A 15,409-nucleotide genomic window follows, 5' to 3' on the forward strand; every position below is an offset into this window, starting at 1 on the left:
ACGCTTACGCACCGACCACCAAACCAACCTTCAACCACCACGACACGCGGCCGCTTGACATAGGAGCAACACGCTCGGCCCAGGGGCGGACGCGCCGCCAGTCGGCGCGACCGGACGAACTAGACTCGTCGCCGTGGTGCTGTTCTTCGAGATCATGTTGGTCACGGCCGTCGTGGTCATCACCTGGTTCGCGCTGTATACGCTGTATCGGCTGATCACCGACGAGTCGTGAGCGATCGGGCCGGCTCGGGTGACCGTGCGGTAGCCGCGGCCGCCGAACGCGCCAAGGTGACAGCGTCGCGCAACATTCCCGTCTTCGACGACCTGCCGGCTCCGGCCGACACCGCCAACTTGCGCGAGGGCGCCAACCTGCACGATGCGTTGCTGGCGCTGCTGCCCCTGGTCGGGGTGTGGCGCGGCGAAGGCGAGGGCCGCGGAACCCACGGTGACTACCGCTTCGGCCAACAAATCGTCGTGTCCCACGACGGCGGCGACTATCTGAACTGGGAGGCCCGGTCCTGGCGGCTGACCGACTCCGGCGACTACGCCGGACATGACCTGCGAGAGGCCGGTTTTTGGCGCTTCGTCGACGACCCCAGCGACCCGAGCGAATCGCAGGCCATCGAGTTGCTATTAGCCCATTCCGCAGGCTATGTGGAGTTGTTCTACGGGCGGCCGCGCACCCAGTCGTCGTGGGAGTTGGTCACCGACGCGCTGGCCCGCAGTAAGTCGGGCATGCTGGTCGGCGGCGCTAAACGGCTCTACGGCATCGTCGAGGGCGGTGACCTGGCTTACGTCGAAGAACGGGTCGACGCCGACGGCGGGTTGGTGCCGCACTTGTCCGCCAGGCTTTCCCGGTTCGCGGGGTGAGCTGATATTGCGCCAGCGTCACGCTGGCGTGGCTCTCGCCATTGGTCCAGACATGGGACGGCCCCCGAGCCGTAGTTCCAGGTTGGACTGACCGGAGGCTCGGGGGCCGGGTGACTGCGGGGAATTCGCCAGCGCGCGCCGAAGATTCCTCGCCTGTGCGCTGCTTAGCGCGCAGCCACCTCACATGTCCATGACGCTATCAATTCGCGGACCACCTCCTTCCTTGTGTACGGCCGACGCTACCTGTTAATCAGCCGGGGAGACAACCGAATTCAGCGGTCGCTGATGATGGCGGCGTCGACCAGCCCGGTGAATTCCGCGGCCATCGGCGATCGCGGCAGCGCCTTGCCGTCCAGCGTGTGCACGCGGGCAGCCAACGTCATGCTCGACACCAGCCAAACCCCCTGCGCGGCAAGCAGGTCCGCCACTCGCAGGGCGCGGTAGTCGCAGTCGTAACCTTTGGCTCGCGCGACCTCGAAAAGCGCCTGCTGGGTGGTGCCGCGCAGGATCGGATACCACGGTGGCGGCGTCAGCAGGCATCGATCGTCGGTGGCGATGACGACGGTCGAGCGGGGACCCTCCAGGATGTAGTCGTCGGAGCTGACGAAGATCACGTCGCCGGCCCCATGCCGGGCGGCATGACGCAGCGCGGCCATGTTGATCGCGTACGACAGCGTCTTGGCGCCGGCCAGCAGCCACGGCATCGCATCCACGCCGGTGGCGGGCAGCCCGCGGGGCAGCGTCACCGCGGCCACCCCGTCGCGGCGGGCATGGGCCACACGGTCGGCAACTGGGTTGACGGTCACATATGCCGTCGGCGCCGAGCCGCTTTCCCGGCCGCGGCTGTAGACCAGTCGCAGCGCGCCCTCGTCGGTGGTATCGGCCGCCCACTGCTGGGCGGCGACATCAATCGCGCGCCGCCAGGCCGTCAGGTCAGGCTGCTCCAGGTCCATCAATTGGGCCGAGTGGGCCAATCGGCCCAGGTGCGCCTCCACCAGGCAAGCCCTGCCGTCGCGGACCAGCAGCGTCTCGAAGACTCCGTCGCCGCGCACCGCGGCGAGGTCGTCGGCGAACAGCAGCGGTGTCCCCGACGCATGAATCTCACCGTCGAGCGTGACGACCACACCCGGGTGGCGTGCCATGGACGAAGAGCCTAGCCAATCGCCCGAGTGTGAAGCCAAGTTCACCCTCGGCGACGAGCGTGAACCTGGTTTCACTTTGGCTGAAGCGGCTGATCTCGCAAGCGACCGTAGAGTGAAAAGGTGACTGCCGTTCCCGCGCCCGCTACCGGTCCCGACGCCGGGGCGATCTGGCATTACGGCGATCCACTGGGCGAGCAGCGCTCAGCAGAAGCCGATGCCGTGGTGGTGGATCGGTCACACCGCGCTGTGCTGGCCCTCACGGGTGATGATCGGCAAACCTGGCTGCACACCATCTCGACGCAACATGTCAGCGAGCTGCCCGACGCCGCATGTACCGAAAACCTCGTCTTGGACGGACAAGGTCGCGTCGAGGATCACTGGATTCAGACCGAACTGGGCGGCGTCACGTATTTGGATACCGAGCCGTGGCGCGGTGAAGCGCTACTGGACTACCTGCGCAAGATGGTGTTCTGGTCGCAAGTCACCCCCGCTGCCGCCGATTTGGCCGTGCTGTCGCTGCTGGGTCCACGGCTGGCTGACCAACCGGTGCTCGACGCGATCGGCGTCGATGTGTTGCCCGCTGACATGACAGCGATGCCGCTGCCGGGCGGTGGCTTCATCCGCCGGATGACCGGCGCACCCGAGGGCCAACTCGAGCTCGACGTGCTCGTTCCGCGCGATCAAACCGCCGACTGGCAGCGCCGTTTGACGCAAACCGGCATTCGTCCGGCGGGAGTGTGGGCCTACGAAGCCCATCGGGTGGCCGCGGTGCGGCCGCGGCTCGGTGTCGACACCGACGAGCGCACGATCCCGCACGAAGTCGGCTGGATCGGCGGCCCGGGATCGGGCGCCGTACACCTGGACAAAGGCTGCTATCGCGGCCAGGAGACCGTCGCGCGGGTGCACAACCTGGGTAAACCGCCCAGGATGCTGGTGTTACTGCACCTGGACGGCTCCGTCGATCGGCCCTCGACGGGTGATGCAGTGCTGGCCAATGGTCGCTCGGTGGGCCGGCTGGGAACCGTCGTCGACCATGTCGATCTCGGCGCGGTGGCCCTGGCGCTACTCAAACGCGGGTTGCCCGCGGACACCGCCTTGGTTACCGGCGGGAACGCTGACGTCGCTGCCGTCATCGACGCCGATTCGGTACCGCCTCCCGACGCGGTTGGCGCCGGGCGGGCAGCGGTGGAACGGCTGCGCGGCACCAGCCGATGACCACGCTCACAGCGGACAGGCCAGGCCGACATGCGATGACCGGGCACGGTAAACTGTCGGCAGGACAATAAATTCACTGACAGATCGGAGCCGCCTACTCATAGGCCGCTCCGTTATTGCGCGAGGGGGTTCCCCCATGGGCCGCGGCCGGGCTAAGGCGAAGCAGACCAAGGTTGCTCGAGAACTGAAGTACAGCTCCCCTCAAACCGATTTCGAGCGGCTTCAGCGCGAGTTGTCCGGGTCGAGCGCTGACGACTCCGACCAGCTGGACGACGACGACCAGCTTCCCGACGACAGTTGGGGCGACGAAGACGCCTGGCGTCGCTGACGTTTAGAACCGGGGGTGCTGCCCGACCAGCTTGGCTCGAGGGCTTTCTTTTCCGCCCTTGCTGACGGTGCCCAGCACCCAGCAGTCCAAGTGCCGTGCGGTCAGGATGGCCAAGGCGCGATCGGTGTCCTCCGGAGCGACGACGGCGACCATGCCCACACCCATGTTGAAGGTCTTCTCCATCTCGGCACGCGCCACCCGGCCACGCTGCGCGATCATCGCGAAGATCGGCGCCGGGGTCCAGGTTCCCCGGTCGACCTCGGCCACCAGCCCCTGCGGGATAACGCGCTGCAAATTACCGGCCAACCCACCGCCGGTGATGTGGCAAAACGTGCGGACCTGCGTCTCGGCGGCCAGCGCCAGGCAGTCCTTGGCATAAATGCGGGTCGGCTCCAGTAGCTCCTCACCCAACGTGCGGCCGAACTCCTCGACATAGCCCGCCAGGTTCATCCGGTCGATGTCCAGCAGGACGGCGCGGACCAGAGAGTATCCGTTGGAATGCAGGCCGGACGAGCCCATCGCAATGATGACGTCGCCGGGTTTCACCCGCTCGGGCCCCAGCACATCGTCGGCCTCGATGACGCCGACCGCCGTGGCCGAGATGTCGTAGTGGTCCGGTTCGATCAGACCGGGGTGTTCGGCGGTCTCACCGCCGAGCAGTGCACAACCCGCGCGCATGCACCCGTCGGCGATGCCGGCGACGATCGCGCTGAGCCGTTCGGGAACGATTCGGCCCAACGCGATGTAATCCAGCAGGAACAGCGGCTCCGCGCCGCAGACCACCAGGTCGTCGACCACCATCGCGACGAGATCCAGACCGACGGTGTCGTGTTTGTCCATCGCCTGCGCGACGGCCAGCTTGGTACCCACCCCGTCGCTGGACGCGGCCAGCAGCGGCTCGCGGTAGTCGCCGCGCAACGCGAACAGCCCCGCGAATCCGCCGAGCTTGCTGCGTACCTCGGGTCTGGTGGCCTTGGATGCCAACGGCTTGAACAGCTCTACGGCGCGGTCACCGGCTTCGATGTCCACTCCGGCCGATGCATATGTGACACCCTGATTGCCCTGGTCTTTTCCGGAGTCTTTCCCGCGCTCGGTCATCGCGATAAAGGCTACCGGTCGACGCCGACCCCCGGGCTAGGGATGCCGCAGAACGGAGGCTTGCTCCTCTTCCGGTGACACCTCCGGGGCCGAAAGCTCCGTTGGTGCACCGGCTCCGCGCGCGGCGTTGGCCAGCATGTGCTCGATGACGTTCTTGCCCAGTGCGGTCTCGCTGGGGAGTTCGATCGGATACTTGCCGTCGAAGCAGGCGGCGCACAGCCGCGAGGCGGGCTGCTCGGTGGCCGCGATCAGACCCCGCAGCGAGATGTAGCCCAACGTGTCGGCGTTGATGGCATGGCGCACCGCTTCGAGCATCTCGTTCTCATCCTCGACAGCGTTGGCGATCAGCTCGGCCGGCGAGGGGAAGTCGATGCCGTAGAAGCAGGGCCATTTCACCGGCGGCGACGCGATGCGGACGTGTACTTCGACGGCGCCGGCCTCGCGCAGCATCCGCACCAGGGCGCGCTGGGTATTGCCGCGCACGATCGAGTCGTCGACGACGATGAGCCGCTTGCCGCGGATGACTTCTTTGAGCGGGTTGAGCTTGAGCCGGATGCCCAACTGGCGGATGGTCTGTGAGGGCTGGATGAACGTACGTCCGACGTACGCGTTTTTCATCAGGCCCTGCCCGTAGGGGATGCCGGATTCCTGGGCGTAACCGACGGCGGCCGGAGTCCCGGATTCGGGAACCCCGATCACCAGGTCGGCGTCGATCGGGCATTCGCGGGCCAGCCGACGACCGATCTCTACCCGTGCGCCGTGCACCGACCGCCCGGCGATCGTGCTGTCCGGACGGGCCAGGTAGACGTACTCGAAAATGCAGCCCTTCGGGGTCGGGTTGGCGAAGCGTGTCGACCGCACCCCGTCGGCGTCGATCGCCAGGAGTTCGCCCGGTTCGATGTCACGGACGAACGAGGCGCCGACGATGTCCAGCGCGGCGGTTTCCGAGGCCACCACCCAGCCGCGGTCCAATCGGCCCAATGACAAGGGCCGCACCCCGTGCGGGTCGCGGGCGGCGTACAGCGTGCCCTCGTCCATGAAGGTCAGACAAAACGCCCCCCGCACCGTCGGCAGCAGCTCCAGGGCCGCTTGTTCCAGGCTGGAGTCGGCGGCGCCGTGGGCCAGTAGTGCGCCCAGGATGTCGGAATCGGTGGTGGCCGCGCCGGGCAACCTAGGATTGATCAGCCCGGCCTCGCGGGCACGTGTGACCAGTGCGGCGCTGTTGACCAGGTTGCCGTTGTGCCCTAACGCGACCCCGGTGCCGGCCGCGGTGGTGCGGAACACGGGTTGGGCGTTTTCCCAGGTGGTGTGGCCGGTGGTCGAATAGCGGCAGTGCCCGATGGCAACGTGACCTTCCATGGCCGCCAGCGTCTGCTCGTCGAAGACCTGGCTGACCAGACCGAGGTCCTTGAACACCAGTACTTGTGAGCCATCAGCGACGGCGATGCCGGCGGCTTCCTGGCCGCGGTGCTGCAATGCGTAGAGGCCGTAGTAGCTGAGTTTGGCAACATCCTCGCCGGGAGCCCATACACCGAACACCCCGCACTCTTCGCGGGGCGGGTTTTCCTGAACCTCGAGGGGTTGGGCCTGCTGCACGGTCACGGTGGGGCGGCTCCCTGTGGGCGCGAGTGGTGACAGTAACGGAGTCTACGGAAACGACGGTTAAGACGCCGAATCGGGCGAGCGTGTTGCGCATCTGTCAACGGCTTTTCGCCCACGATCATTCCCAGAAAGGTTCACCATTCACGCAGGTCACAAGGGCCACTTTGGTCACCGCCTTTACGTGGCGGCCGACGCCAGGTCGTCGAGAATCTGGTAGCCCGCGTTGTACCCGGGCGTGAAGGTAATGCCGGGGCCGCCGTGACACCCAGCGCCCGCCAGGTAAAGCCCGTCGATGGGAAGCGGTAGGTCGAGAAACCCCTTGGGTCCAGGCCGATTCGGGCCCATCAGGTCGGGGTGTAGTAACCCGTGACAGAAATCACCGGCGGGGGCGCCGAACATGGTTTGCATGTGGTACGGCGCAAAGGTGATGTGTCGTAGCACGATGTCTTTGAAGTTCGGGGCATAGCGTGTGATCTTGTCGACGACTCGGTGTGCCATCTCGTTTTTGAGGTGGCCGTGTTGGTCGCGGCTGGCTTCGACCGGAAAGGCATAGGCGAACGCGCTGGCGGCGTGCTTGCCAGGGGGTGCGAGCCCCGAGTCCAGACAAGACGGGATTTGCATTCCCAACGACGGGTTGTCCGGGATGAGGCCTTGCCGGCAGAGCTCCCATTGGCGTTGCTGCTCTTCGGGTGAGCCGAAGATCCCGATGGACTGCTGCATGCCAGGCTCGTTGAGCAATTCATAGGGTGGGGCGAACTCGGGCAGACCGTCGAGAGCGAAGTGGATCTGCACGAACGACGCACGATGGTCGCGGCCGGCTAATCGCGAAACGAGTTCCGCCGGAAGGTGTTCGGGTGCCACCAGCTCGGTGAGGGTGACGTCGGGAGACAGGTTCGACACCACTACCGGCGCGCTAATCGTCGCTCCGTCACGCAACCGCACCCCGGTCACCCGGCCGTCGTCGACGAGGATGTGCTCGACCTTGGAGCGGAAGCGGATCTCTCCACCCGCCGCGACGAAGAGTTCGCGCAGATGCCCGGTGAGTGCGCCGATTCCGCCTTCGAGTTTGGTCATCATTGCCGCGCCTTCCTCGGGCACTGCCAAGGCGAACGCCAGGCAGGTAGCACTGCCCGGCGTAAAGGGGCCGCGGTAGGTCGAGTTCACCGCCAGGAACGCGAGCATTCCGCGCATCACCGCATGCTTGTCTTTGTCGGGAAGGTAGCGGTCGATCACGTCCATCGCCGAGCCGAACAGCATTTCGTGGATCGCGCGTCGTTCGGCTTCGCTTGCGGCGCAGGCATACATCTGGTCGATCGTCTTCGGTGGTGTCCGTACCTCAAAGCGCCCCAGTGCCCGAGCCGGCCCCTGACTCCAGGTAATCAACTCGGCCATTCCGGTAATGGCGTCCGCGCCGTGCTTCTCGCCGAGGTGGGTCATCAGCTGGATGGGGTCGCGGTAGAACACCATCGGCTCTTCACCGGACTCGCCGATGTTGATCGACATCACGTCGGGATCGACGGTGGGCAGCGTGTCCAGGCCAAGGTCCTTGGTGATCTCGCTCGCGGTCGGAAACTGCACCGAACCGGCTATCTCATAACGGAACCCGTCGATCAACTCGACCGTGGCTGCCATCCCGCCGCAGTAGGTGTTGGCCTCCAGGCACAGGGTGTGCAGCCCGGCGCGCTGCAGGATCGCGGCGGCCGTCAGGCCGTTGTGTCCGGCGCCGACGATGATCGCGTCGTAGTCAGCCATGATGCGTTCTCCTTCCGAGAACCTCAAGATATGTCAGTACTGACATAATTGGAAGATGTCAGTACTGACGAGATTTCTGGGCGCCGGACTACGATCGCGGTGACATGACTGGCACGACGAACCTCCACCAGCTGCGCCGACGCTCCACTAGGGAGGCGCTTCGGCGAGTTGCGCTGGCCGGCTTCGCCGAGAGGGGGTTCGCCAACGTGACAGTCACGGAGTTGGCGCGGCAGGCCGGCGTCACCGAGCGCACGTTCTTCCGGCATTTCCCGACCAAGGAAGCGGTGTTGTTCCAGGACTACGAAACGCAGCTGGAATGGCTGGCTGAGGCGTTGGCGCAGCGTCCCACCTCCGAGCCGTTGTTCGACGCGGTCCTGGCCAGCGTGCAGACCTTTCCGCACGATCTGGAGGTGGTCCGCCAGGCTGCGACGGCCCGGGTCGAGTTGATCAGCGCCGAGCGCATCGCCGCGCACCTTCGGGTAGTGCAGTCGTCATTCGCCGCGGTGCTGACCGACTTCGTCCGCAAGCGATACACGCATGTGCCGAATCTCGACCTGGTTGCCGAAGTGGCCGGCTGCACACTGGCCGCAGCACTCGTTGCGGCCGTGGAGAATTGGGGACGCGCGGGGTGCAGCGGCGACTTGGGTGAGACCGTTGCCTGCAGTCTGGATCTGATCCGGTCGGGTCTGGCCCCGCTGTCGGGCTAGCCGGCCAGGTTCACCAGCGGCAGCCACGCCGCGATCTCGCCTGCCCGCGACCCTGAAAGCCGCAGCGCCCCACTGGATACGGCGTCGCCCAGCTGCAGCAGTCCGGTGGCCAGCAGCAGCCAGGTGCGCGGATCGGCTTCGACGACGTTGGGCGGCGTGCCGCGGGTGTGCCGTGGGCCGGAAACACATTGGACGGCAACGAACGGGGGAATGCGGACTTCGACGCTGGCGCCGGGTGCTTGCCCGGCCAACGTGCGGGCGGTGAGCCGGACTGCGGCTGCCAATTCGGCGCGTTCGGGAGCGGGGCGGGCCTCATCGCGCAGCCACCCCTCGACGGCCAGCACGGCCGCGCGGGTCTGGACCGGATCAGCGCTCTGCCTGGCGGCCATGGCCTAGCCGAACCGCCGCTTGATCGTCAGCGCGGCCACCGCACCGGTTTCGTTGATCGCCAGGTGCGCCAGCATCGGCGCGGCCAGGCTGCCGGATCGTTCAGCCAGCCAATGGAATACCCAGCCAGCGATACCCGTGGCCATGACAGTCAGCACCACCGGCTCACCGGTGGTGCGGGCGTCGGCGACGTGGGACAGACCGAAGGCGGCCGCTTGCAGCAGCCGACCGCCGGAATCACCGAACGCGGCGGTGGCGACGGTGGCCAATGCCGCGCGGTACGCGGCTTCCTCGCTCCACACCGTGCCCAGCGGTATCCGCCACAACAACCAGACCGGCACCGGGGCCGGCAGTTCACGGATCGACATCGAGAACCGCACCATGGGCACCGCTGTCGTCGCCGCGACGGCCACCGCCACGGCGACGCCGCTCGCCAGCCCGAGCCGCAACCCGGCCCACAGCCGCGGCGGACGCAGGCCCAGGTCGGCGCCGGTCAGCAGCACCAGCAGCCCGGCCAGCCCGGCCTGCGCAGGCGCGCGCCACGGCATCGGGATACGAGGGCTGACAAAGCTCCAGCCGACCAACGATGCGGCCAGTACCAGCGCCCAGGTGCATCGAAATACCCTGTGACGCATCAGTGTTCGGGTCCGTCAGCGCTCTCGGTGTGTTTCAGAGCGACCCGGATGCGCTCAGTGTCGTCGGCCGTCCACCCGTCCGGAGGAGCGACCGCGGCCCAGCCGTCGAGCACCATGTCGCCGTAATTGTGGCCGTGTCCGCCCGGCATGCCCTCGGCGTTGGTCAGGTCAGCGCTGACCTGCCAGAACGTGACGATCGGATACCAGCGCATCGATGGGCTGCGATCTTGGCCAGGCGGTTCGACCAGCCAGTCCGGCCGGCTGAACAGCAAGTCGGGTGACCACCACACCACGGGGTCAGACGGATGCTGCAGAAACAGCACCCGCGCCCCGTCCCACGGCGGCTCGGCAATGCGGGAGATGTCCGCCGGCGTCACAGCTTCGGAGAACCGAACGGTTCGCCCGTTGTCGTAGCGCGGCTGCACCGCAGGGGTGCCCGGGTCACGCCGCACCAGCAGCGCATGCCACAACGAGCTGTCCTGCGGCGGGCCGACCCACAACACGCCGCTGAAGCCCATCCGCGAAATGTCGGGTAGATAGTCGAAAGCGCTTTGCCCCGCCATCGATCCCAGGCTCTCGCCGTAGAGCACCAGCTTCGGCCGCTGACTCGGATCGAGCTGCTGCCAACGGTCGTGGATGGTGTCGATCAGCAACCGCCCCGAGTCCATCGACTTCTGCTTATCGGCCAAAAATGAGATCCAACTCGGCAGATAGGAGTACTGCACGCCGACCATCGCAGTGTCGCCGTTGTACATCATCTCGATCGCACGCGCCGCCACCGGGTTGATCCAACCGGTACCGGTGGTGGGGACGATGATCAACACCTTGCGGCTGAACGCCTCGGTGCGCTCAAGTTCATGGATCAGCACCTTCATCCGCCCCTCGTCGTCGTCGGCGGTGTGCAGCCCGGCATACACCCGAATGGGTTCCCTGGCGAGGCGGCCGTTGATCCGGCTCAGTTCGGCCGCGTGCGGGCCGGTGGCGACAAAGTTGCGGCCCTGGTAGCCCAGTGTGTCCCAGGGCGCGAATGATGTTGGACTGCCGGACTTCTCGGGAAGCGTCGGCGGCGTGACCCCGGCACGGGTTTCGCTGTTCTGCGGTTGGAACGCGGCGTTCGCCCCGGCGAAGAACCCGCGGATCAGCACGCCGTTGATCAAGGTGACCAGTACCGCCGCCACGATCGCGGTGCCGATGAACAGCGCGGTCTCGCTGTGCAGGTGCCACCGCCGGATCAGCATCCGAGCCACCAGCTTGATCGCGTCGATGAGCACCCGGAACACCGACACCACCAGTGCGCTGACCGCGACTGCGACAACGAGCGTACGCAGGTAAGACCCTGTGCTCGGTCCGTCGAGACCCATCAGCGCCGAGACTTGCCGCTGCCAGGAGGCGGCCGGGATGAGCATCAGCACACACGCCGTCGGAGCGGTTGCCACCACTGCCGCCTTCACCCAGAACAGCGCCCGCGCCGGCGGGGGCCACCAAGCGACGTTGCGAAGGACGAAGCGGTGTACGGTCTTTCCGATCACCACCCCCAGGCCGTACCCGAACGCGGCGTTGACACCGCCGATCAAGCCTTGAAACAGCCAGTCATGCGGTAACAGCGAAGGTGTCAGCGACAGGCAGAAGAACAAGGCGCCGAACGCCATCCCGACAAAGTTCAGCCGCAGCAGGCTCCATGCCCAAACCAGCAACGGGTGGCGGCCGCGAGTTGCGGTCTGGGGCTCGACCGACTCACCGGTGACGTCGTCGACTGGGGTGCTCATGTCCTTATCCGAAGAGCCGCGGCAACACACCTTCGAAGGTGCGGCGCAGTTCATCCAGGGACACCGTGAACAAATCCTGCACCTCCACCGAATCCGCACCTTGGTCGACGACACCGATGCGGATAGCGGGCAGCCCCCGGGCCGCACACATCGAGACGAACCGGCTCTCCTCGGTGCGCGGTACCGCCACCAATACTCGGCCGGCCGATTCGGAGAACAACATGACAAATGGGTCTGCGCCCTCGGGAAGCACTATGCGACAACCCGTTTCGCCGGTCAGCGCCGATTCCACCACGGCCTGAGCCAACCCGCCTTCAGACAAGTCGTGGGCCGCGGATACCAGACCATCGCGCGAGGCGGCGCTCAACACATCGGCGAGCAGCTTTTCGCGGGCCAGGTCCACCGCTGGGGGCAATCCGCCCAAGTGATCGGCGGTCACCTGCGCCCAGATCGAGCCGTCGAATTCGTCTCGGGTATCGCCCAGCAGCAGCAGCGTCTCCCCCGGCTCGGTTCCCATGCCGGTGGGCAGGCGCCGGCCCACGTCATCGATGACGCCCAGGACACCGACGACCGGGGTGGGCAGGATGGCGGTCGACCCGGTTTGGTTGTAGAAGCTGACGTTGCCGCCGGTCACTGGAATGCCCAGTGCCGCACAACCATCCGCAAGCCCGCGGACCGCCTGCGCGAATTGCCACATCACGCCCGGGTCTTCTGGTGACCCGAAGTTCAGACAGTTGGTGACCGCGACCGGGGTGGCGCCGGTGGCCGCGACGTTGCGGTATGCCTCGGCCAGCGCGAGTTGGGCGCCGGCGTAGGGATCCAGCAGGGTGTAGCGCCCCGACGCGTCGGTCGACACCGCGATGCCGCGGCCGGTGGCCTCGTCGACGCGCAGCATGCCACCGTCGGCGTTCTCGGCCAGCACGGTGTTGCCGCGCACATAGCGGTCGTACTGCTCGGTGATGAAGGCACGGCTGCACAGGTGTGGACTGCCCAGCAGCGCAAGCAACGTCGCGCGCAACTCGTCGCCGGTGGTTGGGCGGGGCAGCGTGCCGGACCGGTCGGCGTTGAGCGCATCCTGTGACTCCGGACGGGCGACCGGACGCTGGTAGACCGGGCCCTCGTGGGCCACCGTGCGGGGCGGCACGTCGACGACCGTCTCGCCGTGCCAGGTGATCTTCAGCCGGTCACCGTCGGTGACCTCGCCGATCACGGTGGCCAGCACTTCCCATTTACGGCACACCGCCAGAAACGCCTCGACGTTCTCCGGTGCGACCACCGCACACATCCGCTCCTGCGACTCGCTGCAGAGCACCTCGGCGGGCGTCATGTTCTTCGCCCGAAGAGGAACCGAGTCCAGTTCAACAGCCATGCCGCCGTCGCCTGCGGATGCTAATTCTGATGTGGCACATGCCAATCCGGCTCCGCCGAGGTCCTGGATACCGACCACCAGCTCGGCAGCGTACAGCTCCAGGCAGCACTCGATGAGTACCTTCTCCATGAATGGATCGCCGACCTGCACAGACGGCAGCTTCTTGCGCCCGGGGCCCGACTCGTCGCCGCCGAAGGTCTCCGACGCCAGTACCGACACCCCGCCGATACCGTCGAGCCCGGTTCGCGCACCGAACAGGATGATCTTGTTGCCGGCACCGGAGGCAAACGCCAGATGCAGGTCCTCTTGCCGTAACACCCCCACACACATCGCGTTCACCAGCGGATTGCCCGCATAGCAGGCGTCGAAGACGGTTTCACCGCCAATATTCGGCAGCCCCAGCGAGTTGCCGTAGCCGCCGATCCCGCGCACCACGCCGTCGAGGACGCGGCGGGTGTCCGGGGCGTCGGCAGCGCCGAATCGCAGCTGGTCCATCACCGCGACCGGGCGGGCGCCCATCGCCATGATGTCGCGCACGATGCCGCCGACTCCGGTGGCCGCGCCCTGATACGGCTCGACGTAGGACGGGTGATTGTGGGACTCGACTTTGAATGTGACGGCCCAGCCGTCGCCGATGTCGACGACACCGGCGTTCTCCCCGATGCCGGCCAGCATGCCGGCCCGCATCAGCTCGGTCGTGGTCTCACCGAAGTAGCGCAGGTGGACTTTGGAGGACTTGTAGGAGCAGTGCTCGCTCCACATCACCGAGTACATGGCCAGCTCCGCGTCGGTGGGCCGCCGCCCGAGAATGTCGCGGATCCGCTGGTATTCGTCGTCTTTGAGGCCCAGCTCGCGGAACGGTTGAGGCAGATCAGGGGTGGTTGCGGCCTGCTCGACGGTATCCACCGCCTGGGTGAGCCCAGATGTCACGCAGACAGTCTAGATTCCATGCGTCGAGCCGCCCCAGAAGACGTTTGCATGCCCGGTTGATGGGTAGCCGCCCGGGGTTCGGAAAACAACCGTTGGGAGGAAGGATTCATGACCTCGGGGACTGCTGAAACCGGAGCGACGACGGGAACCAAAGACAAGAACTACAACCTCATTTGGTACACCGAGAAGTGCCTCGACAACGCGCTGCGCTTGGAGACCTACATCCAGGACGCCGAGCGCGATGGTGACAAGGAAGTAGCCGACCTGTTCCGTAAGGCGCAGTCGGACAGCCGCAAGGGCGCCGAGCTGGCCGAGCATCTGCTTGCCAAGCGGCTCTAGGGCCTACCTCGGCGACAAGAACGCTTGAAGCGCCGCCGCGTAGGCGGCTACGTCGTCTGCGCCCATGAGTTCGCGCGCCGAGTGCATCGCCAGTTGCGGAGCGCCGACGTCGACGGTCGGGATTCCGGTCCGCGCCGACGTCATCGGGCCGATCGTGGAACCGCAGGGCAGGTCGGCGCGGTGCTCGTAACGCTGTAGCGGAACACCTGCTTGTCGGCAGGCCAGCGCGAATGCGGCGGCGGTGCGGCCGTCGGTGGCGTAGCGCAGATTGGGTTGGACCTTGAGCACCGGCCCGCCGTTGATCGCGATGAGGTGGCCGGGCTCGTGGCGGTCCGGGTAGTTCGGGTGCGTGGCGTGCGCCATGTCGCCCGAGGCCACCATCGACCCGGCAAGGCGGCGCAGGAAGTCTTCGCGACCGCCGCCTGCGGCCAACGCGATCCGCTCCAGTGTGGTCAGCAGCAGTTCGGAGTTGGCGCCGTGATCGGAGGTCGAGCCGACTTCCTCGTGGTCGAACAGCGCCAGCACCGGTACGTATCCGCGCGGTTGGGCGGCCAGGAAGGCTTCGGTCCCCGCATAGCAGGTCGCCTGGTTGTCCAGCCGCGCAGCGCTGACGAACTGGCCGCCGACTCCTGACAGTGTCGACGGCGTCAGGTCGTGGGTCATCAAGTCGAAGCCGAGCACGCTGCGGGCATCGACTTCGGACTGGTTGGCGACGTAATCCACAAACGAGCCGGCGGTATCGCCGGCCGCCCATACGGCGTTGACGTGGCGCTGCGGGTCCAGCGCGACCGCCTTGCGGTCCTCGGTCAGGTGAATGGCCAGCTGGGGTACCCGCAGAATCGGCTCGTCGATGCGGACCAACCGATGGGCAACGCCGGTGCCGTCGGCCACCGACAGTCGTCCGCTGATGCCCAGGTCGCGATCCAGCCAGGAGTTCAGCCAGGCGCCGCCGTACGGCTGCAGCGCCACCACCTGCCAACCGGCCACTTGGCGGTCGGGGTATTGCTTGACCCGCAAATTGGGGCTGTCGGTGTGGCCGCCGACGATGCGAAACAGCCTCTCCGTATTACCGCTGCTGTCCCAGGCCACCAGCGAACCGGCCCGGACCGTGAAGAACTTGCCGCCGACGGTCGGCCAGACATCGGTCTCCGCCAGTTCGGTGTAGCCAGCACCGTGCAGCGCCTCCGCCACGGTGGCGCAGACATGAAACGGCGACGGAGATGCGTCGATGAACTCGCACAGGCCTTGTGCCGTGGCCGCCATGCCACT

The 15,409-nt window shown here is 66.6% G+C and carries 14 protein-coding genes; 5 read left to right on the top strand and 9 right to left on the bottom strand.

Translation table 11 applies throughout. From position 1 onward, the window contains the following. Positions 1 to 228 precede the first annotated feature (228 nt). Positions 229 to 870 carry an FABP family protein gene (locus A5707_RS02550; protein WP_065012960.1) on the top strand — a complete coding sequence of 214 codons (642 nt, stop codon included), beginning with the start codon at positions 229 to 231 and terminating at the stop codon, positions 868 to 870. 272 nt (positions 871 to 1,142) lie between these two features. Here A5707_RS02550 and A5707_RS02555 read toward each other — a convergent pair whose 3' ends face one another. Then, entirely contained in the window at positions 1,143 to 1,994 is an 852-nt protein-coding gene (locus A5707_RS02555; protein WP_156657497.1) for an aminodeoxychorismate lyase, read from the bottom strand. A 138-nt stretch (positions 1,995 to 2,132) separates the two neighbouring features. Between A5707_RS02555 and A5707_RS02560 the strand changes: the two genes are divergently transcribed. Together A5707_RS02560 and A5707_RS02565 are read left to right on the top strand one after the other, a co-directional pair. Then, the gene (locus A5707_RS02560) at positions 2,133 to 3,227 is read left to right on the top strand and encodes a YgfZ/GcvT domain-containing protein (protein WP_065012962.1); all 1,095 of its coding nucleotides are present in this window, start codon (positions 2,133 to 2,135) and stop codon (positions 3,225 to 3,227) included. A 136-nt stretch (positions 3,228 to 3,363) separates the two neighbouring features. Continuing rightward, a complete protein-coding gene (locus A5707_RS02565) occupies positions 3,364 to 3,555 on the top strand; it encodes a DUF3073 domain-containing protein (protein WP_065012963.1) in 192 nt (63 codons plus the stop codon). 3 nt (positions 3,556 to 3,558) lie between these two features. Here A5707_RS02565 and purM read toward each other — a convergent pair whose 3' ends face one another. From purM to A5707_RS02580, 3 genes are all read right to left on the bottom strand, one after another. Next, positions 3,559 to 4,653: a phosphoribosylformylglycinamidine cyclo-ligase gene (gene purM, locus A5707_RS02570; RefSeq protein WP_065012964.1), complete on the bottom strand. Its 1,095-nt coding sequence runs from the start codon at positions 4,651 to 4,653 to the stop codon at positions 3,559 to 3,561. 36 nt (positions 4,654 to 4,689) lie between these two features. Next, entirely contained in the window at positions 4,690 to 6,255 is a 1,566-nt protein-coding gene (purF, locus tag A5707_RS02575) for an amidophosphoribosyltransferase (RefSeq protein WP_197495225.1), read from the bottom strand. Between the two features lie 177 nt (positions 6,256 to 6,432). Further along, positions 6,433 to 8,007, bottom strand: coding sequence for a phytoene desaturase family protein (locus tag A5707_RS02580; protein WP_065012965.1), 1,575 nt, complete (start codon positions 8,005 to 8,007; stop codon positions 6,433 to 6,435). Positions 8,008 to 8,111: 104 nt separating this feature from the next. On the opposite strand from A5707_RS02580, the gene A5707_RS02585 reads away from it, so the two are divergent. Then, complete coding sequence (locus A5707_RS02585; RefSeq protein ID WP_065012966.1) at positions 8,112 to 8,714, top strand: TetR family transcriptional regulator; 603 nt, start codon at positions 8,112 to 8,114, stop codon at positions 8,712 to 8,714. On the opposite strand, the gene A5707_RS02590 is transcribed toward A5707_RS02585, so the two are convergent. The 4 genes from A5707_RS02590 to purL are packed head-to-tail and all read right to left on the bottom strand — an operon-like array spanning position 8,711 to position 13,777. Beyond that, on the bottom strand, positions 8,711 to 9,103 hold the full coding sequence (locus A5707_RS02590; RefSeq protein WP_065012967.1) for a sterol carrier family protein: 393 nt from the start codon (positions 9,101 to 9,103) through the stop codon (positions 8,711 to 8,713). The genes A5707_RS02585 and A5707_RS02590 overlap by 4 nt on opposite strands. A 3-nt stretch (positions 9,104 to 9,106) precedes the next feature. Beyond that, positions 9,107 to 9,736 carry a CPBP family intramembrane glutamic endopeptidase gene (locus A5707_RS02595; RefSeq protein WP_082969202.1) on the bottom strand — a complete coding sequence of 210 codons (630 nt, stop codon included), beginning with the start codon at positions 9,734 to 9,736 and terminating at the stop codon, positions 9,107 to 9,109. Beyond that, positions 9,736 to 11,502 carry an alpha/beta hydrolase gene (locus tag A5707_RS02600; RefSeq protein ID WP_065012968.1) on the bottom strand — a complete coding sequence of 589 codons (1,767 nt, stop codon included), beginning with the start codon at positions 11,500 to 11,502 and terminating at the stop codon, positions 9,736 to 9,738. Before A5707_RS02600 ends, A5707_RS02595 begins: the two co-directional genes overlap by 1 nt. 4 nt (positions 11,503 to 11,506) lie before the next feature. Beyond that, positions 11,507 to 13,777 (bottom strand): phosphoribosylformylglycinamidine synthase subunit PurL, encoded by a 2,271-nt coding sequence (purL, locus tag A5707_RS02605; protein ID WP_419866381.1) that lies wholly within the window; start codon positions 13,775 to 13,777, stop codon positions 11,507 to 11,509. A 132-nt stretch (positions 13,778 to 13,909) separates the two neighbouring features. Between purL and A5707_RS02610 the strand changes: the two genes are divergently transcribed. After that, positions 13,910 to 14,140, top strand: coding sequence for a hypothetical protein (locus A5707_RS02610; protein ID WP_065012970.1), 231 nt, complete (start codon positions 13,910 to 13,912; stop codon positions 14,138 to 14,140). Positions 14,141 to 14,143: 3 nt separating this feature from the next. Here A5707_RS02610 and A5707_RS02615 read toward each other — a convergent pair whose 3' ends face one another. Next, positions 14,144 to 15,403, bottom strand: a complete 1,260-nt coding sequence (locus tag A5707_RS02615; protein ID WP_065012985.1) for a M18 family aminopeptidase — start codon at positions 15,401 to 15,403, stop codon at positions 14,144 to 14,146. Between the last annotated feature and the right edge of the window lie 6 nt (positions 15,404 to 15,409).

Origin of the sequence: Mycobacterium kyorinense (assembly GCF_001672775.1) — a bacterium.
Lineage (GTDB): Bacteria > Actinomycetota > Actinomycetes > Mycobacteriales > Mycobacteriaceae > Mycobacterium > Mycobacterium kyorinense_A.

What these genes read in the sequence shown, in the direction of transcription:
- A5707_RS02580 (WP_065012965.1), bottom strand. Translation starts at nt 8,007, where the DNA reads ATGGCTGACTACGACGCGATCATCGTCGGCGCCGGACACAACGGCCTG.
- A5707_RS02610 (WP_065012970.1), top strand. Translation starts at nt 13,910, where the DNA reads ATGACCTCGGGGACTGCTGAAACCGGAGCGACGACGGGAACCAAAGAC.
- A5707_RS02590 (WP_065012967.1), bottom strand. Translation starts at nt 9,103, where the DNA reads ATGGCCGCCAGGCAGAGCGCTGATCCGGTCCAGACCCGCGCGGCCGTG.
- A5707_RS02600 (WP_065012968.1), bottom strand. Translation starts at nt 11,502, where the DNA reads ATGAGCACCCCAGTCGACGACGTCACCGGTGAGTCGGTCGAGCCCCAG.
- purM (WP_065012964.1), bottom strand. Translation starts at nt 4,653, where the DNA reads ATGACCGAGCGCGGGAAAGACTCCGGAAAAGACCAGGGCAATCAGGGT.
- A5707_RS02615 (WP_065012985.1), bottom strand. Translation starts at nt 15,403, where the DNA reads ATGGCGGCCACGGCACAAGGCCTGTGCGAGTTCATCGACGCATCTCCG.
- A5707_RS02595 (WP_082969202.1), bottom strand. Translation starts at nt 9,736, where the DNA reads ATGCGTCACAGGGTATTTCGATGCACCTGGGCGCTGGTACTGGCCGCA.
- A5707_RS02565 (WP_065012963.1), top strand. Translation starts at nt 3,364, where the DNA reads ATGGGCCGCGGCCGGGCTAAGGCGAAGCAGACCAAGGTTGCTCGAGAA.
- A5707_RS02585 (WP_065012966.1), top strand. Translation starts at nt 8,112, where the DNA reads ATGACTGGCACGACGAACCTCCACCAGCTGCGCCGACGCTCCACTAGG.